Origin of the sequence: Pseudomonas sp. CAN1, from assembly GCF_030462585.1 — a bacterium.
Classification (GTDB): domain Bacteria; phylum Pseudomonadota; class Gammaproteobacteria; order Pseudomonadales; family Pseudomonadaceae; genus Pseudomonas.
In genome coordinates this window covers 55,045-75,868 of sequence record NZ_JASMRU010000024.1, presented here as the reverse complement: position 1 = coordinate 75,868, position 20,824 = coordinate 55,045, and the positions used below count along the sequence as shown (strand labels likewise).

Annotated in this window: 31 protein-coding genes and 3 tRNA genes; 8 read left to right on the top strand and 26 right to left on the bottom strand. The window is 57.1% G+C overall.

Annotated features, from left to right (window positions below):
• Nucleotides 1–57: 57 nt before the first annotated feature.
• Complete coding sequence (gene galU / locus QO207_RS24260) at nt 58–897, bottom strand: UTP--glucose-1-phosphate uridylyltransferase GalU (RefSeq protein WP_138215537.1); 840 nt, start codon at nt 895–897, stop codon at nt 58–60.
• Between the two features lie 190 nt (nt 898–1,087).
• Entirely contained in the window at nt 1,088–1,471 is a 384-nt protein-coding gene (locus tag QO207_RS24255; RefSeq protein WP_301534815.1) for a LexA family transcriptional regulator, read from the bottom strand.
• Between the two features lie 505 nt (nt 1,472–1,976).
• Between QO207_RS24255 and QO207_RS24250 the strand changes: the two genes are divergently transcribed.
• Entirely contained in the window at nt 1,977–2,342 is a 366-nt protein-coding gene (locus QO207_RS24250; protein ID WP_301534814.1) for a DUF3509 domain-containing protein, read from the top strand.
• Between the two features lie 260 nt (nt 2,343–2,602).
• Here the strand turns inward: QO207_RS24250 and QO207_RS24245 are convergent, their stop codons facing one another.
• Both QO207_RS24245 and QO207_RS31560 read right to left on the bottom strand, forming a co-directional pair.
• On the bottom strand, nt 2,603–2,956 hold the full coding sequence (locus QO207_RS24245; RefSeq protein WP_301534813.1) for a YkgJ family cysteine cluster protein: 354 nt from the start codon (nt 2,954–2,956) through the stop codon (nt 2,603–2,605).
• Nucleotides 2,957–3,342: 386 nt separating this feature from the next.
• Nucleotides 3,343–3,948 (bottom strand): HNH endonuclease, encoded by a 606-nt coding sequence (locus QO207_RS31560; RefSeq protein ID WP_367620486.1) that lies wholly within the window; start codon nt 3,946–3,948, stop codon nt 3,343–3,345.
• A gap of 144 nt (nt 3,949–4,092) precedes the next feature.
• Between QO207_RS31560 and QO207_RS24240 the strand changes: the two genes are divergently transcribed.
• The 3 genes from QO207_RS24240 to QO207_RS24230 are packed head-to-tail and all read left to right on the top strand — an operon-like array spanning nt 4,093 to nt 5,857.
• Nucleotides 4,093–4,647, top strand: coding sequence for a hypothetical protein (locus QO207_RS24240; RefSeq protein ID WP_301534812.1), 555 nt, complete (start codon nt 4,093–4,095; stop codon nt 4,645–4,647).
• 9 nt (nt 4,648–4,656) lie between these two features.
• On the top strand, nt 4,657–5,112 hold the full coding sequence (locus QO207_RS24235; RefSeq protein ID WP_301534811.1) for a hypothetical protein: 456 nt from the start codon (nt 4,657–4,659) through the stop codon (nt 5,110–5,112).
• Nucleotides 5,102–5,857, top strand: coding sequence for a DUF1828 domain-containing protein (locus QO207_RS24230; RefSeq protein ID WP_301534810.1), 756 nt, complete (start codon nt 5,102–5,104; stop codon nt 5,855–5,857). The genes QO207_RS24235 and QO207_RS24230 overlap by 11 nt, the downstream gene beginning before the upstream one ends.
• 793 nt (nt 5,858–6,650) lie before the next feature.
• Here QO207_RS24230 and QO207_RS24225 read toward each other — a convergent pair.
• Nucleotides 6,651–6,884, bottom strand: coding sequence for a hypothetical protein (locus tag QO207_RS24225; protein WP_301534809.1), 234 nt, complete (start codon nt 6,882–6,884; stop codon nt 6,651–6,653).
• Between the two features lie 32 nt (nt 6,885–6,916).
• Here QO207_RS24225 and QO207_RS24220 point away from each other — a divergent pair, with 32 nt between their 5' ends.
• The 4 genes from QO207_RS24220 to QO207_RS24205 all read left to right on the top strand — a co-directional run bounded on the left by QO207_RS24220 (nt 6,917) and on the right by QO207_RS24205 (nt 8,626).
• Nucleotides 6,917–7,162, top strand: a complete 246-nt coding sequence (locus tag QO207_RS24220; RefSeq protein WP_301534808.1) for an AlpA family transcriptional regulator — start codon at nt 6,917–6,919, stop codon at nt 7,160–7,162.
• Nucleotides 7,159–7,419 carry a pyocin activator PrtN family protein gene (locus QO207_RS24215; RefSeq protein WP_301534807.1) on the top strand — a complete coding sequence of 87 codons (261 nt, stop codon included), beginning with the start codon at nt 7,159–7,161 and terminating at the stop codon, nt 7,417–7,419. Before QO207_RS24220 ends, QO207_RS24215 begins: the two co-directional genes overlap by 4 nt.
• A gap of 429 nt (nt 7,420–7,848) precedes the next feature.
• Complete coding sequence (locus QO207_RS24210; protein WP_301534806.1) at nt 7,849–8,223, top strand: hypothetical protein; 375 nt, start codon at nt 7,849–7,851, stop codon at nt 8,221–8,223.
• A gap of 94 nt (nt 8,224–8,317) precedes the next feature.
• The gene (locus tag QO207_RS24205; RefSeq protein ID WP_301534805.1) at nt 8,318–8,626 is read left to right on the top strand and encodes a hypothetical protein; all 309 of its coding nucleotides are present in this window, start codon (nt 8,318–8,320) and stop codon (nt 8,624–8,626) included.
• Nucleotides 8,627–8,680: 54 nt separating this feature from the next.
• On the opposite strand, the gene QO207_RS24200 is transcribed toward QO207_RS24205, so the two are convergent.
• From QO207_RS24200 to pgsA, 21 genes are all read right to left on the bottom strand, one after another.
• Nucleotides 8,681–8,902, bottom strand: a complete 222-nt coding sequence (locus QO207_RS24200; RefSeq protein ID WP_301534830.1) for an HNH endonuclease — start codon at nt 8,900–8,902, stop codon at nt 8,681–8,683.
• A 409-nt stretch (nt 8,903–9,311) separates the two neighbouring features.
• Nucleotides 9,312–12,182 (bottom strand): phage tail tape measure protein, encoded by a 2,871-nt coding sequence (locus tag QO207_RS24195; RefSeq protein WP_301534804.1) that lies wholly within the window; start codon nt 12,180–12,182, stop codon nt 9,312–9,314.
• 137 nt (nt 12,183–12,319) lie between these two features.
• Entirely contained in the window at nt 12,320–12,586 is a 267-nt protein-coding gene (locus QO207_RS24190; RefSeq protein WP_301534803.1) for a hypothetical protein, read from the bottom strand.
• Nucleotides 12,583–12,825 carry a hypothetical protein gene (locus QO207_RS24185; RefSeq protein ID WP_301534802.1) on the bottom strand — a complete coding sequence of 81 codons (243 nt, stop codon included), beginning with the start codon at nt 12,823–12,825 and terminating at the stop codon, nt 12,583–12,585. Before QO207_RS24185 ends, QO207_RS24190 begins: the two co-directional genes overlap by 4 nt.
• Nucleotides 12,822–13,190, bottom strand: coding sequence for a hypothetical protein (locus QO207_RS24180; RefSeq protein ID WP_218435966.1), 369 nt, complete (start codon nt 13,188–13,190; stop codon nt 12,822–12,824). Before QO207_RS24180 ends, QO207_RS24185 begins: the two co-directional genes overlap by 4 nt.
• Nucleotides 13,190–14,209, bottom strand: coding sequence for a phage major capsid protein (locus tag QO207_RS24175; RefSeq protein WP_301534801.1), 1,020 nt, complete (start codon nt 14,207–14,209; stop codon nt 13,190–13,192). The genes QO207_RS24180 and QO207_RS24175 overlap by 1 nt, the downstream gene beginning before the upstream one ends.
• A 102-nt stretch (nt 14,210–14,311) precedes the next feature.
• On the bottom strand, nt 14,312–14,578 hold the full coding sequence (locus tag QO207_RS24170; RefSeq protein WP_205337968.1) for a hypothetical protein: 267 nt from the start codon (nt 14,576–14,578) through the stop codon (nt 14,312–14,314).
• Nucleotides 14,579–14,583: 5 nt separating this feature from the next.
• Nucleotides 14,584–15,126: a hypothetical protein gene (locus QO207_RS24165; protein ID WP_301534800.1), complete on the bottom strand. Its 543-nt coding sequence runs from the start codon at nt 15,124–15,126 to the stop codon at nt 14,584–14,586.
• A 6-nt stretch (nt 15,127–15,132) separates the two neighbouring features.
• A complete protein-coding gene (locus QO207_RS24160; protein ID WP_301534799.1) occupies nt 15,133–15,600 on the bottom strand; it encodes a hypothetical protein in 468 nt (155 codons plus the stop codon).
• A gap of 265 nt (nt 15,601–15,865) precedes the next feature.
• Nucleotides 15,866–16,183 carry a hypothetical protein gene (locus tag QO207_RS24155; protein ID WP_301534798.1) on the bottom strand — a complete coding sequence of 106 codons (318 nt, stop codon included), beginning with the start codon at nt 16,181–16,183 and terminating at the stop codon, nt 15,866–15,868.
• A complete protein-coding gene (locus QO207_RS24150) occupies nt 16,180–16,500 on the bottom strand; it encodes a hypothetical protein (protein WP_301534797.1) in 321 nt (106 codons plus the stop codon). The genes QO207_RS24155 and QO207_RS24150 overlap by 4 nt, the downstream gene beginning before the upstream one ends.
• Nucleotides 16,497–16,730 (bottom strand): hypothetical protein, encoded by a 234-nt coding sequence (locus tag QO207_RS24145; protein ID WP_301534796.1) that lies wholly within the window; start codon nt 16,728–16,730, stop codon nt 16,497–16,499. Before QO207_RS24145 ends, QO207_RS24150 begins: the two co-directional genes overlap by 4 nt.
• Complete coding sequence (locus QO207_RS24140; RefSeq protein ID WP_301534831.1) at nt 16,723–16,899, bottom strand: hypothetical protein; 177 nt, start codon at nt 16,897–16,899, stop codon at nt 16,723–16,725. Before QO207_RS24140 ends, QO207_RS24145 begins: the two co-directional genes overlap by 8 nt.
• Before the next feature lie 269 nt (nt 16,900–17,168).
• Entirely contained in the window at nt 17,169–17,516 is a 348-nt protein-coding gene (locus tag QO207_RS24135; protein ID WP_301534795.1) for a hypothetical protein, read from the bottom strand.
• Nucleotides 17,516–17,737 carry an AlpA family transcriptional regulator gene (locus tag QO207_RS24130; RefSeq protein WP_301534794.1) on the bottom strand — a complete coding sequence of 74 codons (222 nt, stop codon included), beginning with the start codon at nt 17,735–17,737 and terminating at the stop codon, nt 17,516–17,518. The genes QO207_RS24135 and QO207_RS24130 overlap by 1 nt, the downstream gene beginning before the upstream one ends.
• A 97-nt stretch (nt 17,738–17,834) precedes the next feature.
• Nucleotides 17,835–18,326 carry a hypothetical protein gene (locus tag QO207_RS24125; protein WP_301534793.1) on the bottom strand — a complete coding sequence of 164 codons (492 nt, stop codon included), beginning with the start codon at nt 18,324–18,326 and terminating at the stop codon, nt 17,835–17,837.
• A 12-nt stretch (nt 18,327–18,338) separates the two neighbouring features.
• Nucleotides 18,339–19,538, bottom strand: coding sequence for an integrase arm-type DNA-binding domain-containing protein (locus QO207_RS24120; RefSeq protein ID WP_301534792.1), 1,200 nt, complete (start codon nt 19,536–19,538; stop codon nt 18,339–18,341).
• Between the two features lie 207 nt (nt 19,539–19,745).
• Nucleotides 19,746–19,831, bottom strand: a tRNA-Leu gene (locus QO207_RS24115).
• Nucleotides 19,832–19,989: 158 nt separating this feature from the next.
• Nucleotides 19,990–20,063: transfer RNA gene (locus QO207_RS24110), tRNA-Cys, on the bottom strand.
• 35 nt (nt 20,064–20,098) lie between these two features.
• Nucleotides 20,099–20,174: transfer RNA gene (locus QO207_RS24105), tRNA-Gly, on the bottom strand.
• Nucleotides 20,175–20,242: 68 nt separating this feature from the next.
• On the bottom strand, nt 20,243–20,803 hold the full coding sequence (gene pgsA / locus QO207_RS24100; protein WP_301534791.1) for a CDP-diacylglycerol--glycerol-3-phosphate 3-phosphatidyltransferase: 561 nt from the start codon (nt 20,801–20,803) through the stop codon (nt 20,243–20,245).
• Nucleotides 20,804–20,824: the final 21 nt, after the last annotated feature.

The following is a 20,824-nucleotide window of genomic DNA, read 5'->3' as shown; positions in this document are numbered from 1 at the left end:
CCGCAAACGAAAAAGCCACCCGAAGGTGGCTTTTTCAAAGAGCGGGAAGGTCCGGGATTACCAGGCCTTGCCAGTCTTGTAGAGGTTTTCGTAGCAGAAGTTGGTCGCCTCGATGTAACCCTCGGCGCTACCGCAGTCGAAACGCTTACCCTTGAACTTGTAGGCCAGCACGCAACCGTCCTGGGCCTGCTTCATCAGGGCGTCGGTGATCTGGATTTCGCCGCCCTTGCCCGGCTCGGTCTGTTCGATCAGGTCGAAGATGTCCGGAGTCAGGATGTAGCGGCCGATGATCGCCAGGTTCGACGGAGCATCTTCCGGCTTCGGCTTCTCGACCATGGTGTTCACGCGGTAGATGTCGTCGCGGATCATCTCGCCGGCGATCACGCCGTACTTGTTGGTCTCTTCCGGCGGCACTTCCTGGATCGCCACGATGGAGCAGCGGAACTGGTTGTACAGCTTGACCATCTGCTTGAGGACGCTGTCGCCCTCCAGGTTCAGGCACAGGTCGTCCGCCAGGACCACCGCGAAGGGCTCGTCGCCGATCAGCGGGCGGCCGGTGAGGATGGCGTGGCCCAGGCCTTTCATCTCGACCTGACGGGTGTAGGAGAAGGTGCATTCGTCGATCAGGCGACGAATACCGACCAGGTACTTTTCCTTATCGGTGTTGCGAATCTGGTGTTCCAGCTCATAGCTGATATCGAAGTGGTCTTCGAGGGAGCGCTTACCGCGACCGGTAACGATACCGATTTCGCCGAGACCGGCTTCCAGTGCCTCTTCAACGGCGTACTGGATCAGCGGCTTGTTCACCACCGGCAGCATTTCCTTGGGCATGGCCTTGGTGGCCGGGAGGAAGCGGGTACCGTAGCCGGCGGCCGGGAACAGACATTTCTTGATCATGGGAGTCCTTCGAGAGGGACAGGGGTGCGAGTTGCGCGCAGTCTAATCAGGCTGCGCCCGCCTTACAATGCCCCGGATTGCAAGCTGCACGACTTGTGCGAAGTCTTGCGAACCCGTGGCACGCGCATCTGACCATCCGGACTCCAGATTAGTTCGGAAACCTGCTGGCAAAAGGTCAGCATCGCAGTCGTCAGTGCGACGATGCGGCCTGACTTCCCGCTGCGGGCAGCAGGTCCAGGCTGGAGATGCGCCGCTTGACCACACCCCAGATGGAAAGCTCGTCGCCCTCTTCCACCTTCAGCGTTGGAAAGCCATCCCGCGCGGCCTGCAAGGCAAACGAGCCGTCAATGATGGCCAGCCGGCGGATCAGCGGTTCGCCATTGAGCGCAGCGACCACAATCTCTCCCGGCGCGGCCAACTCGGAACGATCGACCAGCAGCAGGTCACTGTCGCGAATCCCTGCCTCTGTCATGCCTTCGCCACAGGCACGCACTATGTAGGTATGAACGGCAGAGTTGGATGCTGTCTTACCGGGGCGGACAACGTCCGGGACTTCCAGAATGACTTGCTGCATGGCGGCATACTCGAATACTGTATATCCATACAGATAACAGATGCTCGTCGGTAGAGCAAGTCATTACATGGAACCTCTGCAGGCAAATGCCGCTCAACCGAAAGGACGGTGCGCCGCTAGCGGTGGGCTACCCTTAGGGAGGGGTGAGGATATCGATATGAATCCAGGCACGTTCGTAACGCTCATGATCATTGGCTGGTTCCTGCTGGCCCTGGTGACGCTGTGGGCCATCCTGCGAGTCCCTCTGCGCCGGGCTCGCCTGCAGAAGGCAAAGCCCAAGCCCAGCCCCTCCCGGCACCACCCCGTCGCGCATTGATTCGAATCTGCATTGACCCTACCGTGCAAAATGCCATGCCTTTCCAGGTATATCTTGCAAGGTGCATGGCGAAGCGGCAGCAATTAACACCTATCTCTTTGATTTACATAGTCTTTTATTTATAAAGAAACTGGCATGCAGCCTGCAATGAATGGATAGGACCTTCCCTTCACTGCCGAGGACGACACCATGCCGATCGAACGTCAGCCTGCCGCCCAATATCTCTGCCAACAGTTTTCCGACTTCGAGGTGAGCTTCACCACCCGACCCGACGGAAACCTGATCATGACGTTGAGCAAGGATGCCGGCGAGCAAACCGCCTGCCGCGTGGTGCGCCTCGAAGAGCAGCGTAACGAAGAACTGCTGACCAGTCTGGTCAACCGCATCCGCCGCGATCTGGCCACCGAGTACGGCCCGCTACAGGAGCGCGATGCCGATCACTTCAAGGATCAGGTGCCGCTGCAGAACTTCTACGAAAACACCGAACCGCTGCGCCAGCGCCGCATCGTCAAGGCCGGCGCCCGCCTGCGCTCCATGGCGAATGTCGGCGCCTGAGTTTCTTCAGGGCATGAAAAAACCCGGCCAAGGCCGGGTTTTTTGTGTCTCTGTGTGGACGTCGCTCTGTGGCTTGCAAGGCTTTTCGATACGACTTCGAGCTTCTGAATGAATCTTCAGACTCAAGTACGCACTCAAGAAGGCAGAAATTGATTATGTGCCCGACTTTCTGAAGCAGGTTGAGCCAATCCAGGCAATGGCCTGCCGCCTCGAAGCTTTCACAGAACCCCGCACCGTGGGGCTTTTCGTTTCTGCCCTGCCTAAACCAGAACCTGCCTCGTACTTGCGATCAGTTGGTTCACCTGGCGCACCACGGATTCATCAGTGGGCGTGTCAGGACCCCTTCCCTCTGGGCAAGGCATCCTCGGAGTTGTCCCGAATAGCCTGCAAATGAGCGGTCTCTGCTCGTAGGCCTCACATCCATTCGGGCCAAGATGGACACAGTTCCATTCCGCCAGGGCCTCCTCATGCTCAGCCTCGCTCTTGACGGGCAAGCGGGATAGCTCCACTGAAGACGCAGTGACCGGCCCACAGCAGTCGTGGCAGCCTGGCTTGCATTCAAAGCCGGGGATTTGCCGACGCAATTGATCAATCCTGCGGCTCAAACTATTCATTGTCGCGTCCTGATTTGGGGCGCGGATTATACATACGCAGCTACGCCTCACCCTCTGCGCGAGAGGTTTTCATGGCCGAAGATGATGAGAAGCCGCTAAAACGGCTATCGAAATGGCTTCTGGGAGCGCTTAATGGAGCTTGCAACGGAACGGTCAAGAACGCTGGGCACAAAAAAGCCGAGCTATAGCCCGGCTTTTCTGGGTTTCCTCGAAACGTAGAGAACGCTCGAGAAAATTAAGTGGTGCCCGGAGCCGGAACCAAATAGAAGACTGGATGGCTTTGTTCAAATGGATCTCTACAGAACAAGCCAAAATTCTACTCACTTTCCTACTCACATTTTCGAATGTCTCCATCACCTGAAGCAATGGAACACGGCGTTCAAGCTTCATTCAGCAGTGATGGGACGAGCATTGTGCGCTAGGACGCTTTTAATCTCAGATAGTGAGAGTGGCTCCAGCCGCGTATGGGCTATCCGGTGGCATGTAGGGCACAGGGTCATAAGGTCATCAATATGAACCAACCGCTCACCGTCAAAAGACAGAGGCCGACGGTGATGGCACTCTACGATACGGCGGCCATTGACTTCAGCAGTAAAGCCACAGGCTAAGCACGTGTGTTTGTCACGCGCCTTCCTCTCTTGGGCCAGTTTCTGATTGCGCCCCCGAGACAGCAATCTGCTGTCCCTCAGATACCCTTCTATCGCCCGCAAATCATCAGGCTCGAAGCTGGCTTGCACGTGGCCTGGCACCCCTCCTCTTCTACTAAGGTGGCGTCGACTACATTCAGCAGATGAGCTGCCTCGATGCTCAAAATGTGCGGGATTGTTTTTCCCTCCAGCTCTATGCGGCCAGACCCGACCTAGACACTCTACGCAGCGAAAGTCAGGCTTCAGGCTCGCCTCACCCAAAGATTCCCATTGGCTTCTAACCAGCAGAGCCAAATCGACATCTATTATTCGCTCTTTATAGAAGCAGTCCGTTGCTCTGACCATTGTGCCAATTCCAATGCTGTTGAATGGTGATGAGACCTATTGCTCTAACGCCTCGCCTGTCGATAGGTAGCGACATGGCAACGAGAGGATGACGTTAGCGAGAACGTAATGGCACAATGGCACCAAGATGACAAGGAGGTCAGCATGCGTATAGCAGTGCTCATCATTTTTGCGGCCACCCTCAGCGGCTGCGCCAACAATCAGTCCAGCGCCCTGAAAGGCGAGTTCTTGCGCACGGTACCGCAGTGCCACGAAGCTCGAGATTGTGAACTCAAATGGTCAGCAGCCCGCAACTGGGTGCTGCGAAACGCTGGGTTCAAAATCCAGACCTACAACGATGATTTCATCGAAACGTACAATCCCCTTCCTAACTCCCCCGCTCTCGCTGCCCGCGTGATCAAAGAGCCCATCCCCAGCGGCGGCTACGAAATTCGGGTCGAGTTGTGGTGCAACAATATTTTTGGATGCGTGCCTGACTCTTGGGCCTCGGCCGTCGACTTTAATAAGAAGGTCTCAGCGGCCGGCGCTCAAACTGCTTCTACTCAGTTGTCTGCACCTGCCTCAAACCAACTGACCGCCGCGCCCACCGGTGAAATGTCCCGCGCACAGTGGCAACAGCAGCAACTGGATGAGCTAGCGAAAAAGTCGATCCCTTACGAGCAGTACCAGCAGGAGTACCGGAGGATCATGGGGCAGTGAGGAACATGCATGGATGATCAGCAGTTGATCGCGCGACCAAAGCGCTTCTCTGGTCGCATGGTGTTCGGCGCTAAGGACACCAACACCTTATTCAAGGTCGTCGCCTTTCGGCCAGAAGACGAGGATGGCGCAACCATCCCAGGCGTGACGATCGAGATCGTATTGCGCACGGGTGTAGCTGCGGATCGCTGCAAGTACACCTTCACTCTGTTCCACCTGAGCAACCAGAAGCAGCGGCGCGTCTATCAACTGGAAGTCGTCCCCAGGGACAAGCGTTCGCACAACGGTCCGCCCAGGCTCTATGGCCCGCACGAACACTACGGCGATGACGGCGATGTTCGACCTATACAAAACAACCTCTGCTGTACAGACTACAAACTCTGGTTGGAATTATTCTGTAGCCGAATCTGTCTGACCCTGGAGACCGAACTGCCATACCCGTTTGGTGACGATCATGGAATGTAACTGGCTGATCAATAATCTTGGCTTCGAGTGCCGCCCTGTGAAAGGCATCAACCATGGGCCGGTGCTAGAGGTCGACACGCCATTTTCCTTCTCAGATGGAGAGCCGATTGCCTTCTACGTGAAAGAGCACGGCACAGTTCTGGTGCTCAGCGACAATGGTGATACCCTCGCCCACCTAATGAATATCGGTCTGTCATCTTCGGACAAGCGCCGCTGGGCCTCGCTGCGTAACCGTCTGGAACTGCATAGTCTCGCGCTGAGCGACGCAGGCGAGATCTTGGCCAGTGGACCAAGCCAACAAGCCTCCGATCTGATCGCTCGCTACCTGGCTGGCTTGATGGCCATCGTCGAATACGAGCGTGAGGCGCTGGCCACCCCTTCTGACTGGCACGTGCTGATCGATGAGGTAGAGATGCTGCTGCGGCACTGGCGCCCCACCGAAACGCTGTCGCTGCGGCCCAAGGCCCGCGGCCTGTCCCGGCGCGAGCACACCTTCGACTTCCAACTGGGGAGCCTGCTGGTGGACGCCATCAGCCCGAACGCCAATGCGACGGGCGGCGTCATGCGCAAGGCCGGCGACATCCTGAGCAGCCCATACACTAAGGGGCGGGAGATCATGGTCGTGATAGATGACCGCAAGGACCATGCGGGCGCCATGATGGAGCGCGATATCATCTCGTCGCTAGTGAAGTCCATGCTGTTCACCGATCTGGAGAAGCGTGGCGTCAGCCGGAACCATCACTAAGCGATAGCCCTATCCAAGCCCCGCACCGCGGGGCTTTTCGTTTCTGACCCATGGCCCGTGAACACCAATCTGCGGCTACTGAACTCCACTCTATACAGCTTGAGAGATCACTTAGATCATGCTCATCCTAACGATAAGCATCTGCTCCTCCTCATGACCGAACGTATCCGCGATGTTTCTTATCCTGCCAGGGCCTCTTTGCTCGAAGTCCTCCAGAACCCACTTTGACAGTAGCTCGACATGCGATTCATAAGGGGTGTTCGAGAGAATATCTCGAAGTGTGCGGCCAGTTCGGCCCTTGCAGTCACGCCCTATATGCGTGCCATCAGAGAGCGCGCGCTCGAACTCATCTGCTAGTCGATTAAGACGGATTGCTTGCTCTTCGCAGGCCATTCAGGACTCTCCATGTGAAACACCTCAGGCGAGGAGTAAACGTCTAGGCCGTTTCCGTTATCACCACAGTCAAATCTCCATCTCAGGAACAGAGATCCAAGGAATATTAAATAGCAAAGCCCGCTCAGCGGCGGGCTCTGGCAAAGCTATCGACCGGTCATATTTCGCGCGCTCTTTGACGACGCTCCTCGACTAGCTCATCAGCGGTAGCAGCTGCTTCCCGCGCAGCTAATTCAGGTCGAGAGGGATAACGCTCAAGCGCCATCCCCAGGGCTGCCGCCGCGAACTGATCCCAAGCAGCGAGTTCCTCTTCATTTAGCCTGATCATCCTTACCTCCTAGTCGATGGAGGCCAACATATATCAAGCCATCATTTTGCAATCAAGCGAGCCAGATGCAACCTAGATGAGCTCGTCATCAATCCGAACCACTGCCTTACCTGTGTTGCTGTAGGGAATGCTCACCCTCACAACCTTGCCAGAGTCAGTCGTAATCTCCACCACCATCTGGGTTGGTGGCGCGGCAAAATCGTCGGTGAACAGGGTGTGAATCGCGTTTTTGCACGATTCTCCCTTTTCATGAATCCAGTAAGCAGAGCCGTCTACTGCTGGTACATAAACCTCGATGTTCGACATGCGTGCTCCTTTTCGAGCCGGAGGGAATGAGGATGAACCTGGACAAGATAGACCGTCTGCTGCGCCTCGATGAGGTGCTCCATATTACTGGCCTGAGCCGTAACACGATTTACCGCCGGATCCGCGAGAGAACATTTCCCAGGCAGGTCAAGCTTGGCCCAAATTCCGTTGCCTGGAGGCAGTCGGACATCGCCAAATGGGTGGCTAGCCCGTCCACCTATGCTGCGCCATTTGAGGGGAATGCTGGCGAAGGACAAGATGTGCGAGCTAGACAATGAATACAGCGTTCTTGCTGATGGCCCAGTACAACGGCGCCGCCATCATTCCGCTCGAGCGCGTTTGCGCCGATTACTTCAGCCACCTATCACCGGAGAAACTCCAGCGGAAGGTGCTGGCGGGAGAAATCAATCTGCCGATCGTACGCATGGAGCGCTCGCAGAAGACCGCACGGGGCGTCCATCTAGCTGACCTGGCCAGGTACATCGATGATCGCCGGGAGGAAGCATTGGAAGAGCTCAGAAAGCTGAGGCGGTGACCCAGGCAGCGGTAAGCATCGGTAAAGCTTGCCGGTAAGGTTAACTTGTTTACCTTTTGTTGATTTCAAATGGGTTTGCTGAAACGGGAAACGCTAGTGCTGCGTGGGTTTCAGGGAGGTTAACGACCGGTAAGGTAAGGTAAGCCTTTTTGAAAAAGGGGAATTTTTTCTGCGCGTGGGAACAGGCGTGGTTTCCAGTCGAAAGGGGATTGGAGTATCCGACTACCCCCCTACCCCTGGCGTGAGAACGCAGCAAAATTGTTGCGATTAGTGCTAGGACACCTGTGATATCGGTTTCCCTTCTCAGCAAGTACGGCATATCTGATCCCCTCCCTGAATGAGAGCTGGTTGCAGTTTCGATCGGGGCAGACTGATACTCTGGGGCCAGCATTACCTACGACTGTGATCAGGGACTGAAGGAGAAGCACAATGGAACTGTGGGAATTGATCAAACGCTTGCTGGCTGCTGCCAATGGAGGTCGACAGACCTTCAGCCCTGGCATCACTGCGGGGCAGTACGAACGTGATCTTCTCGCCGCTAAAGCCGAGCTAAACCAAACTCACGCTGAACTGATTGAAATCAGTGAACTACTCGGAGAGCAGTTGCAAGCGTCTGGGCTAATCCGACCTGCCGGTGTCCGCGGTGGTGGCGCTGCGATCTTGGGTGCGATGGAGAGAACAGACTTTGGCGAGGAGCTCTATCAGGCTCTCCGCGGCCGAAACGTAGTCCAGTTTTTTGAAGGGATGCAGGCACAAGTAGATGCGGGGGAAATCAGACGTCTCCTCCACCAGCTGTCATCCTAAGTAATCTCGCATCATCGGTTTCGTTACTCTATAACCTTGTATTTGAGCGACTGATGTAGATACTCGGCTAGCGACACGGATGAGGAGCCGCTAGATGTCTGAAGAACGTAAGGAATGCCAAGATTGCGGAGCGACGGATAACCTTCGCACGATGTGGAATGACGAGATCATTTGCGAAGACTGCTGCGTTGAGTGCGCGTCTGGAGCGGAATGCTTAGGCGAACGCTTCTACAAAAACGAACGAGACCTCAGCAAGCGTGGGCTCTGCGAGTCCTGCGAAGAAGTTGCAGCACCAGGTGATGGCGAGTTTTGCGAGTACCACCCGGATGTTCCAGCAACATCGCATATTGATGGTGTTCCGGTCTGCGACGATTGCCACGATGACGCTTACCCAATAGGTTGATCACCCAAAGAAGCCTCGCACATAGCGGGGCTTCTTCTTGAAGATCCCCCGATATCAACAGGCCAAGTCACGGCATGTCTTCTTCACGTGGCAACCGTCAGGCCCTGAGCAAAGCACTTGGCAGTTTTCGTCTGTGTCAGCTCCACCATGAAGAAGGGCGACCTTGTGATCAAGTTCGAATCCCTCAGGGAAGGCACATAGCTTGCCGCAGTGCGCACAGCAGGGATTCTGCGACCACACACGTAATCGACGCTCCTGAAGCTTCCTACCTGTCATCCTGCGCTCACGAGTGGAAGGAAGCTTGCGAAGCTCTCTTCCTTTGAACTCTTGCAGGCGAGGCTCGAGGGTGCGCAATCTAGCCATCAGCTGTGCTTCTCCATCAGCAGTAGAAGAATAATGTCTTTGGCCAACCGAACGCGCGCTCTGCAATCGTCCTGGAACCTGCCAACCACTTCACCTACGTCTTGATCGACGATCTCCTGCTGCTCTGGGGAGAGCCTGGCACGGGACGTGAACTTGACGCTCACTGAGAAGTGAAGAGCTCGATGGTAGTCTTGGAACTCCTCCAGAATCCGATCGACTGCCTCGGGCCCAACTCCCTTTGAGACCAAGTAGTCCCGTGTCTCTCTGCCTTCCCGGCGCCAAATGCGGTCGATGCTGCGGGGCATTTGAACTACCTGTGACATCAGACGTACCTCCCAGAGTCGCGCATGATGCGCTGGATCTGCCGAGCAGCTTTCGCGTTGGCTTGGTTCTGGCTTTTGCCGTCGGTGGTGCTCTGGTTGAACACGATGCTTATTGAGCCGGACTCGCGACGACTCATGGCCGCTTCGTCCAGTTGCTTGTCTAGCTTTGCGCTGGTTTCTGCGGTGACCACTCGCTCACCACGCTGGAGCAACCAAGTGCCCGTTTCTGGTACCGAGTCGATGCCGTCGTGCGCCATCCCGAGCAGCGCCAGGCTTTCCGCCAGCGAGGTGGTGGACGCAATACCCGCCATTGCTGGTGCTGAGTTACTGCCAAACGAAGCCAGGGAAGCCATGGCTGCGGCTGGTGCGTAGGCAGTGGCGATTGCCGGGCCTGCGACAGCAGCCTGTGCGACAGCGGCGGTAGCAGTGCTCTGCCCCATGGCTAGCTGGACAGCCTGCATGACGATCCATTGGGCGGCCATATCGGTCATTGCCTTCAGGACGGACTGAATGATCGTCTGACCGATATCAGCAAAAGCATCGCGCACGCTCTCTGCGCCGGTGATCACGTCATAGAGGTTGTCGCTGATGGAGTCAGTTGTGTTCTGCAGCACGCTCGCCATCGCGCTGTAGGCTTGGGCAGAAATGTTGCTGGCTTGGTCGTAATAGTCCTGCAGAGCGGACGATGCGCCATTAGTCCAGTCTGCCTGGGCCTCATCGAGCTTTTGATATCCGTCCCGTTGAATCTGTAGCCGCTCCTCGAGAGCAGCCTTTAACGCTTCGTTCTCCTTGGCGTAAAGGTCTTCGCTGATCTGCCCGGTATTGCGCTGCTGGAGCAAGCGATCTTGCTGACGCTGGAAGTCCCTCGTGATATCGATCATCTCCTGGGCGCGCTTAGCCTCCTTGCTGCCCATGCCGATCGTGGCCAAGTATTGCTGCTGACTATCCCTCGCCTGCTGGAGTTGCGAGTTCAAGTTTTGCTGATAGGCATCAAGCTTTCGCATCTCCTCCAGCGTCTGCTTACGCAGGGCAATCTCTTGCTCGAGAGCTGCGTTTTTCTGGAGCTGGGCGGTGATCAAGTCCTCGTTTGCCAGTAACGACTTCTGATCCGCTGTGAGCGTTTGCTTCGACTTGATATCGGCGAGTTGCTGCTCCCACCTTGCCAAAGCCTGCGCCTGCTCGCCGAGCTTCTGCGCTGACTTATCTTGCTCATCCAGGGCGCTGTTTTGCATCTGGATGGCAGCGTACTGCTGGCGCAGGTTATCCAGCATCTTGGTGCCGGCGTCCTCCGAGAACGCCTTACTCCGGCCGCTCGACTTCTTGTCGAACTGAGAGTTGATCTGCTTCAAACGCTCATCGTAGGAGCCGCCCGAGAAGTTCTGGCCGTCGTACTCGACACCGGCAAGCAGGGGGCTAGAGCGCCCAGTGATGCTGGCTGCCTTCGAGAGTTCAAGGTATTGCTCCTTGAGATCGTTCAGCGCTTTCTCTTTCTTCTTCTCCGGCGATCCATCAGTGAGGGCGGCGTCAATGATGCCGGAGTACTTGATGTAGTCCTGGTTCGCCTGATTGGCTTCGGCCTGGATCTTGACGAGGTTGGACTCTGCGGTGGCCTGGCTGTTGAGGAGCTGGATGCGCTGCTGAAGATACTGGATGCCTTCCTGGCCAGTGACGGTGCCTCGCTCACCAGGAATCGAGACATCTTGTGCCGGATGGGTCTGCAGGAACTCCAGTTGGCTCTGGGTCTGCGCCAGCAGCTCCCCATTGGTTTGAGGCATGAACTTGGAGCGCCCGAAGTTGTAGGCCTTGGCCGCCGCTTCTGAGATGCGATTCCAAGCGTCCTCGATGCCTGTCAGGGAGCTCTTGTATTGATCAAGGCGAGCAAGGGCATTTTTGTTCATGCTCTCGCTGAGGGTGTCGAGAGCCTGCTGATGGTTGCCCTGATCGTCGAGCGCTTTGATCAGGTCGTACTGCTCTGCGGTGAGCAGGCCGTATTGCTCGCTAGCCTTCTGCGCAGCATCGGTGGCGTTGTCGCCGAGCTTCGCGAATGCATTTGCCAGATCGGTAGCACTCTTGCCGCTGTACTGAGCAACGGCCGCAGCGGCTTCGCCCAGGTTCTCCACTTGGGTGACGCTGAGGTGTCCTGCGGCGGCCAGTGCCTTGATCGCATCCTCGGCATCGCTGAAGTCGCCGACGGTGTTGCCGATCTGGCGGGAGAGCTCGAGGAGTGCCCCACTGGTTGCGGCGATGGTGTTATTGCCATCAAGCAGGGCCTTGTCGAACTCGCTTTGAACCTTCTCGGCGTCATACCAGGCATAGCCAAGCGCGGCGATTGCGGCTGCCGCGGCAGTCGCTGGAGTCACCAGGGAGGCGATGTAGCTGCCGGTTGCCTTAAGAGCGTTACCAGCGCCGCCGAAGGAGTCTTTGATCTGCCCACCCTGCTGCAGGAACACGGTGAGTGGGTTCTGGCCGGCGGCGATCGAGGTCGCGATATCGGTGAACTGCGCGGGCAGAGTGCCCAATGCCGCACTGTATTGCTTCGCTGACATCGTCCCGTTTTTGAACGAGGTGTTGGCCGAGCCGAGCTGATCCATCTGTTTGCCGAGCACAGCATTCAGCCGCTCGAAATCGGAGGTCGGGATCAGCCCAGCCTTCCAATGCCGCTCAAGCTCGGCCGATTGCTTGACCAGGTTATTCATCGCCCCAACAACCGGATCGATCTGGCCGACAAGACGCTCTGCGGCCTCGCCTTGCTTCTGAAAGGCCTTCGTGGCTCCCGCCACCTTGCGCTCGGCTTTGTCCATGCCGCGCTCAAACCCGCCGGTATTCGCGATCAAGTCGACTGTAAGGGTGCCAAGGCTATCAGTGGCCATCTAATTCTCCTGCTGCAAAATTGGTTGCCTGCCACCGTGCCGGCGATATCGCGCTTGAAGTCGCTCGTAGGAGGGATTGCACGCGCAGGCTGTCGCGGTTGTTCCGGACACTCACGACTTGTCCGTTGAAGTCGGTGCTAGTGGATCTGCTGTAGCTCTAGCTTAAGCGTCATCAAGTGGGGCGCCGGGTCGCCCTTCAGCACGAGGATGATCAGTTGGTCTGGCTCGACCTTCAGAACTCGAACCTCTCCCACTTCCTCGCTAACCTGGGCCAGACGCCCGGCCAGTTCGGGGTGAATGGGAAGCTGCTTCATGTGCGCGAGATACGACTCGGGAAGCTCGGCTAGAAATTGCAGGAGGCGATCACCGGAGGCCTCGAAAAACTCTCTCATCAGGTCGCTCATGGACGGCGCCCCTTACCCTGGTGCTGGGCTTCCTCGCGGAGTGCTGCAGACGAGATTTCGAAAGAGCGACGCATGTCGTCGAAGGTGCCGTAGTCGTCGAGCTCTTCATCCTCGTAGTTCGCACGAGCAGCGATCATGGCGAGCTTCTGAAAGAGACGACCATCGAGCCAGTCCGCGTTCTGGCCGATGATCCGACCCATGGCGAAAATGACTTCGTTGCAGTTCTGATTCGAGCTCATCGCTGCGCCCCCTTGGCCGAGAGCTGCCAATCAGAAGCAGCCTCATCGGGTGCCTTATCGGTGGCCTTCACCGCAGTCCAGAGGCTGCCCTTGTGGGTCACACAATCGCCGCGGCGATAGTCCATGGCGCGTTGCCAAGTGCCGCAGTATTTGAGACCACGCTCTTCGAGCACAGCTGCTTGTTCAGAGAGCCCCTTCAATTTCCCTTCAAGCTGTTCGATGCGCTCAAGAGCGTGAATCAGTTTCCCTGTGAGCACGATGGCGGTACCCATGCCGAATGGTTCCTTAATGCCAAGGCCCAGGCACTCCTTGGAGACCTTTTCGATTTCCCTCCGAAACTGGAGCGCCTTCGCTTCGTAATCCATCACACACCCCACTGGACGCCGGACAACCAGGCAACCGAGCCAGCGCGTACCGCTTCCCAGTTCAGGAAGCGCTCGGCCAGGGCGGCGGTGAGGTTGTTCTGCCATAGCGACAGGTACCCCGTGCCACCTTGCCCATCGTCCACTTGGATGGTGGTGATATTGGATTGAAGGATGTCCACACCCTCGTCGGTGAGGAGGATGCCTGCCGGATCGATCAGAGCCACCAGAGCGCCGTTGGAGTCCTTCGGTACCGAGTCGCTGGTCACAACGGGAACGCCGAACAGCTCGCCACCACGAACAGTCAGGCTGCTCTCGCCGAGGGAAGCTTGCATCATCGAAAGCTCAAGGGCTGTCTCGGGGTGCATGGCGATCACAGCGGTTTCGAGCGAACCACCGAAGGCGGCAAAGAGTGCGCGGATGTCTGCTCGAACGGCATCGGCGTCGCTGCCAGATGACGGAACTGGAGCGACTCCGTTTGTGATCGAAGCAGGAGATTCGACGCCACCTGCGCTGGTTGGATCCAAGAAGGAAAGGCCTTCAAGAGCAGCGATTGGATTGACCAGGTCGTTGCTCACCGCGGATTCGAAAGCGGCGCCTTGGCCTTCAAGAAGTTCGTTGGTCAGCACCAGGAGCCCGGTGATCTTTTTCGAACTGAGACGCTTCTGCTCGAAGGCCGTGTGAGTGACCATCTTCGGCTGGCCCTGGGCAGTCCAGTAAGCAACCGGTCTCTCCGTTTGCGCCAGCACGCGGGTCTCCGCGGGGATTGCGCGGAAGGGAGAGATCGCGTTGATTTTGCCGATCAGGGAGCGGGTTTGAACGAGCTCGATGAATGCGCGCCCAGCGGAGCGGAAGTCAGGATCAGCATGGAGATCGCCGGTGGTGACAACGGCCTTCTCCAGAAGACGAACCACGACGTTAGAGTGGCCGTAGAGAGCTCTGCTCACCGTCAGAGCGGTCTGGCGATCACCACGGTTAGCTAAAAGTGCCTTGGTGAATTGAGAAAGGACGAGCTCGCGCATGGGTTTCTCCAGGAAAAGTTGCTGGAGAAATGGTCGCTTCCTTGCGACGTCGGAACCATGCCGAGATTTCCGCCTATTCCGCGAAAACCGTCGTTTTCCGGGTTATCCGTGACCGTATGTCCTTTCGATCTCCACGGCGAGGTCGCGAAGCCGGTAAAGGCGGCGGTTCCCGAGGCGCCGATGGGGCAACTGGCAGATGCCTTCGCTTACCTGCTTCCGCAGCGTGTCGCCGCTCGAGTACCCCAGCAGATCAGCAGCATCGTTCTCACTCACAGCGTGATCACCAGAGAGGCGAATCTCGCGCTCACGACAGGTCTCCAACAACAACCTGGTGGTGGCCTCGATGCGCTCCTCAATCGAATCGCTCATCAGCATCACCCCGCTGCCAGTCTGCTGGTTTTCCGCATGCTGGATTGCTGGTTTTCCACAACCAAGGATGCCGAAACCCCGAACGCTCGAAACGCTACCTCACCGTTACCAGGCGAGGAGTTTCCACCATGGTGCAAAGCGTTTCGTACCAGCCGCGCACGATTCGTGACCTTGCGTGACCGAGCGTGTTGGAAACGCCTCAGTGAGACCAAATCGCCACACTGGAGCACACCAAGCCGGCGCTGAAGGCGCTCGAGGACCAGGAAAACCTGCGGCGCCCCCCTTCCCGCGCCGGAAAAGGTCAGCAGTACTGCCCTTCGCGGCCCGCTTGCGACTACCCGGGCCAGGTCGGAAAAAAATCCGAGGTCGGAAATTTTGCGCCGATGCGCCGCGCGCACTTTTGAGCCCCTTTTGGAGCTGCAGAACAGGTAGATCAACAGAACTAAATCCCAGGCTGCGCCTGGTATATCTAAGAAGGACTTCGAAAATCGAAGTAAGTGAACACCCGTGGTCAGTTCGATTTTCGAATCGATGAGCATGGTTTTCATGCTGCTCTATGCCTCCATCGCTTCGATTTTCGAACTGTGTCGGTTCGATTTTCGAAGTGGGTGATTTGATAATTCGAGGCTGAATTTCCGCGGAGCCGTGGTGGTCGGCGACACTTCGATCTTTTCATCGCAGGGGTCAATAGGACGCCAGGTGATCGCATACAAGGCACAGCAACCACCAGGCTTGATGAACTTGCCTTCCCTAGTGCGGATGATCAGATCGCAGTCCATCAGCTCCTTGATAGATGCGGCCAGAGTGGATGAGCTACGAACTCCCCACTCTTTGGCTTGGCCCATCGAAGCACTGAGGTCACCGTTATTCGCGCCGCGGTACTGCCGGAGCAAGCCCAGCAGTACCTTGAGCGCGCCACCGGAGAGCGTCCGAAAGTCCTCACTGTCCATCACCGCATGGGGAATGGCAGCGAAGGTCCCGGACTCTCGACGGCCTTTCGACTTAGCGAGAGAACGAGCCATCGCTAAGCCTCAAGCAAGGCTTTGAGGTCTTCTCGTGCCTGGATGCGCGCCTTGATCAGTGATTCAACCTGTACCGTCCCAAAGAACATCCCATGGCAAACCACAAGCTCACGGCGGGGATTCTTAGCGCGCAGTTTGGCAGCAGCGCTCTTGGCTTCACGACGCTTGGCGAATGGCCCACATAGCCCCATAGGGAAGACCGGACGGCGTTGGTCCACAACGTAGAAATACTCGACTCCATTTCCGCGCTTTTCTACAAACGCTCTCATACCGACACCCCCGCCATAGCTACCAAGTCATTTGGAGTAACAGCAGTGAGTTCGGCCAAGCGCCGGAACACGTCCTTCTGAAATAGACAGAATCCTGCTTTGCCCACCTGAGCCGCCTTTAATGCCATCAAGGCGCCGATGGCGCGCTGAGCTTGGAGAACACGCTTGGATTGCTCGGTCTCTCGCTCTACTCGCCCAAGAAAGTCATTCATAACTTGCTCGTAATCGGGACGCCCAAGACCATAGTCAAAGGAGCCAGAGAGCTTGGCAGGGGTATCAGGGATAAGGTGGCGAGGCACATTGTGGCTTCTCATTGCACACCGCCTTGCACCAGCATCGGAGCAGAGCATTTGGCAGCCGCTACGTCGACGGCATCGGAGCCATCACCGACATGGCGGTGGTGCCAGCAGAAGTTGCCGCTGAAAACCCGCACATGCTCAAGAGCTGCATAAATCTCTTGGGCTACAGGATGCGATTTGGCGCCAAGTGCTGGAACGATTAATTGGAAGACCAATTTCTCCAGCTTGTCGTACTCCGACCTAGCGAAATTCAGGCCGAGAACATCGTCAGCATTCAGCAGCGGCTGTCGAAGCAGGTCACCGGAAAGAACAGAGCTCTCCAGACGCTTCATTCGGCACCTCCTTCCTGCTCAACCTCAGCAGCTTCACAAAGGTCATAACCAGCAGATCTGACGAAGGCAGAGATGGCCAGCACGGCGTGGTTCAGCCCATCAACGTCTTTCTCTTCGAGATTGTGCTTGGAGCTGTGAGCAGTCAGCAGATTGCCCAGCGTCTCCAGAGCAATACCCGCGCAGACAAGTTCGTTGCCGACACGGCCAGACAGGCGAGAGAGACTATGCATGGCTCACCTCCTGAGTTTCCAGGGCGCGAGCGCGGGCCATCGCTGCGTTGTAGCGAGCCAGACGGACAGACAAAGAGGAATCGGCGTGGAGCGCAGCCAAGGCGCAGGCGCGATGGTAGGCTGCCCGAGCTTTGGACGGATTGAGGGTGAGGATGCGACGCTTGGTCATGGAAAGATCTCCAATGCTGGATGACTTTCCGCTCGTCTGACGCCAATCAGGGAGAGCGGAGCCGTGCGGCGTTGGCGTACCGGGCATTGGAACCGGCGCATCCGAAGATGCCACCACACGGCCCCACCCATAGAGGTGCTGCCATGCTGCGGACACAAAAAAACCGCTCTGAGGCGGTGTGTCCGCCAATGCTTCCGGGACGCCAATCCCGACTGCCGAATTTGCGGCAGCGAGATGACTATAGGGCCAGGTCGGGAGGATCGCAAGAGTCATGCTGCAACCCTCCGATTGAGGGTCATCATCGAGAGTGCCCGCTGGGCACGCTTCCGCCGCGACTCAGGAATGCTGTAGCGGTTCACGTCGCAGCCCTTCCCCCACCGAGTTGGCACACGTTCCGGAACCACCAGGAAATCGATCCCCCAGTTGTGCTTCAGGGCGCTGATGGTCGAGTTCAGGCAGTGATCGCCAAGGCGCTCGGCTTCGAAACGATTGAGGGAGCCGCCAGCGACCAGGTAGGCAAGGATCCTGCTGACCTTGGTGGGAGCGTTGGCGACTGTGATAGTATTACGTTGAGAAATTTGAGGGCTGGCCTGTTGGTCGGCCTTTTTTTTGTCCATTAGGCGGCCACCCCGCGAGCATCAGCAATGCGCTGTTCGCACCAGGCAACCACCTCGGATTCGATCCAGGCAACCGACTTTGGTCCGAGATGAATTTGAGTAGGGAATGTCCCTGCAGAGATGCGCCGATATACCTCGGTAGTGCTCAGCGCCGTGAGATTCAGGACCTCATTGAGCTTAATGAAGCGGCGGTCCTGTTTGCTGCTGGCTGGTTTTGCCATCGTCTGCGCCTCCTTGGGCGATTTGGGGAACGATGGCGATAAAGCTACGGAAGCCCTGACTTCAGGGCTTTCTAAGGTTTTGGGGGATTTTTAGAACTCAACGGCCCAGGCTGTTCTTCCAGCGGTAGTAAGCTGCCCGAGCAGTCTCAAAAGATACGGCGTGCTTGTCGGCAGCACCTTGGATGGCGTTAACGACCGCGGCGTTTTCCAAGTTAAGCGAGTTCGAAACATCGCAGAATATCTGCAGGTCTCGGTCATCTCTCCATGGACGGATTGCATTCCCTGGCCGCCCTGGCAATGGGATTTCATCAATCCAATCCCCTCCCATTAAGACCTTACTGAACGCGTCAGCGAGCCGATCCATCACCCACTGCTCTACCTCTTCACCTGCATATACTCGCGTAATGAAGCGATCGATGATGGAAGCGTAAAACAGTTCGTGGTCGACGTCGGTCCCAGTGCCATTTCGTATCCTATGAAAAAGGCTATCCAGATCATCCTTGGCAGTGGGTTCCCAATTCCAAAGAAGCTTTCGTGGGTTTTCATCGTCGGGTATGAGCTGCCAGCGCTCGCTTCCAGATTCAGACATGCCAACTCTCCTCTAGGTATGTTTTGAGCTATCGAGCTTCGAGCACATCTGAGCGATCTCGTCTGCCCACGCCTGCATCATTCCGCGGCGCTGCTCCAGGTACTGGGCGTGGTTGTAGGTGTCCCGGATTTCGTCCTTGTCGCTATGCGCTAGCTGACGCTCAATCCAATCGCGGTTATATCCACGGCTGTTCAGCTCAGTACTGAGCAAGTGGCGGAACCCGTGGCCGGTTTGTCTTCCGGCATAGCCAATTGCGCTCAGAGCCTTGTTCACTGTGTTCTCGCTGAGTGGGCGGCTAGTGTTGGCCTTCCCCGCAAACGCCAGGAGATAGCGCCCAGTGATCGCATGCTGAGCGCGGAGTAGCTCTACCGCCTGGGTGGGTAGCGGAATAATGTGAGGACGGCGGGCCTTCATGCGCGCAGCCGGTACCGTCCAAACAGCAGTATCCAAATCGAACTCACTCCAGGGGGCTTGGCGTAGCTCACCCGGGCGTGCGCCAGTGAGCAGCAGCAGGCGGATAGCGATCTTGGTCGAAAGGTCACAAGAAGCACTGGAGAGTAGATCCAGTAGCTCTGGGATTTCAGCGAGCGGGATATGCGGGTGATGCCTCGCCGGAGGGGCATGCGCCGCCACGACATCCAGATCAGTCGCCGGATTCGTCTCGACAACCCCGCGCGCCAGACCGAACCTGAAAATCTGGTTTAACCACTGGCGGACCTTGCCGGCGACATTCATTGCTCCGCGGCCTTCCACTCTCCTCACCAGATCAACCAAATCAGGCCTGCTGATCTCTGTAGGAGGACGTTTGCCAATTGCCGGGACGATGTCTTTGTCGAGGTAGGCCCGGGCTTTCTGCACAGTGGCATCCGCCCAGCGAGGTGCGCTGTAAGCGTGCCACTCGTCGGCGAGCATCTCGAAAGTGTAGGTGGCAGCCTCAATCRCACGCTTCTGAGCTTGTTTGTGCTGAGAAGGGTCAACCCCAGAAGCTACCTGTGATCGTGCCGCGTCACGCAGCTCTCGCGCCCTGGCCAGGGTTATCGACGGATAGGCGCCGAGACTGATCATTTTGGGCTTGCCGGCAAAGCGATATCGAAAGCGCCATAGCTTGCTTCCGTTGGGCGTGACCTCAAGGCTCAAGCCAAGCGTGTCTGAGACGCGGTAGAGTTTTTCCCTTGGTTTAGCTGTGCGAGCAGCGGTATCGGTAAGTGGCACGGCGCGCCCCAGGTGCCACGACCGGCGCCTTTTCGAACGCCGCTCGTGAGTAGAACGATGAGAAAGATGGATTCTTACTCACAAATCTACTCACAAAACTCTGGGCTTTCAACGAAACGGCCGGGTCTTTTGGGCACAAAAAAGCCGGGGAAAGCCCCGGCTAGTCTGAATTTCCGTTACGTCTTGGAAACGCTCGGAAAGAATAAGTGGTGCCCGGAGCCGGAATCGAACCGGCACGCCCAAAGGGCGAGAGATTTTAAGTCTCCTGCGTCTACCGATTTCGCCATCCGGGCGGCAGCGCGTTGTCGCGTCATCCAGGCTCCTGGGAACCCGAAGGGGCTGGACTATATACAGCCGCCAACCTTGCGCGCAAGTTGTTGGAACTCGCATTTCGCTATTGAGCAGCTAAAGAAAAAGCCCTGTAAATCTTCGATTTACAGGGCTTTTCTATTGGAGGCTGAGGTCGGAATCGAACCGGCGTTCACGGATTTGCAATCCGGTGCATAACCACTCTGCTACTCAGCCATGACACGGATGACTCAAGGCGAATCATCAAAATCTGGAGCGGGAAACGAGACTCGAACTCGCGACCCCGACCTTGGCAAGGTCGTGCTCTACCAACTGAGCTATTCCCGCTTTGTCGTGTTGACGGGCGCCATTCTAACGATTCAGAAATGCCTGTCAACTCCTTGATTCAAAAATACTTATTTCTCTTTCGGGGAAGTATTCAGGTGCGGCCAGGCCGCTACCAGATAGTGCAGCATCGACCACAACGTGAGAATGGCAGCCACGATCAACAGTGCATAACCAACCAGCACCCAGAAGGTCATCAGCGGCGGATTGGCCAGCAGGATGACCAGCGCCAGCATCTGCGCAGCGGTCTTCCATTTGCCCAGGCTTGAAACCGCCACATGCGCCCTCGCCCCGATTTCCGCCATCCACTCACGCAGTGCGGAAACGACAATCTCGCGACCGATGATGATCGCCGCCGGCAGTGTCAGCCACAGGTTCGCGTGCTCTTCCACCAGCAGCACCAGGGCCGTGGCGACCATCAGCTTGTCTGCCACTGGATCGAGGAAGGCGCCGAACGGCGTGCTCTGCCCCAGACGGCGTGCGAGGTAGCCATCCAGCCAATCCGTCGCTGCCGCCAGGGCAAACACCGAGCTCGCCGCCAGGTGGCTGGACGGAAACGGGAGATAGAACAGCAGGATGAAGATCGGGATGAGCACTACGCGGAGCAGAGTAAGCAGGTTCGGGATATTCATCGGGTCGGAAGGTCTGCGAGT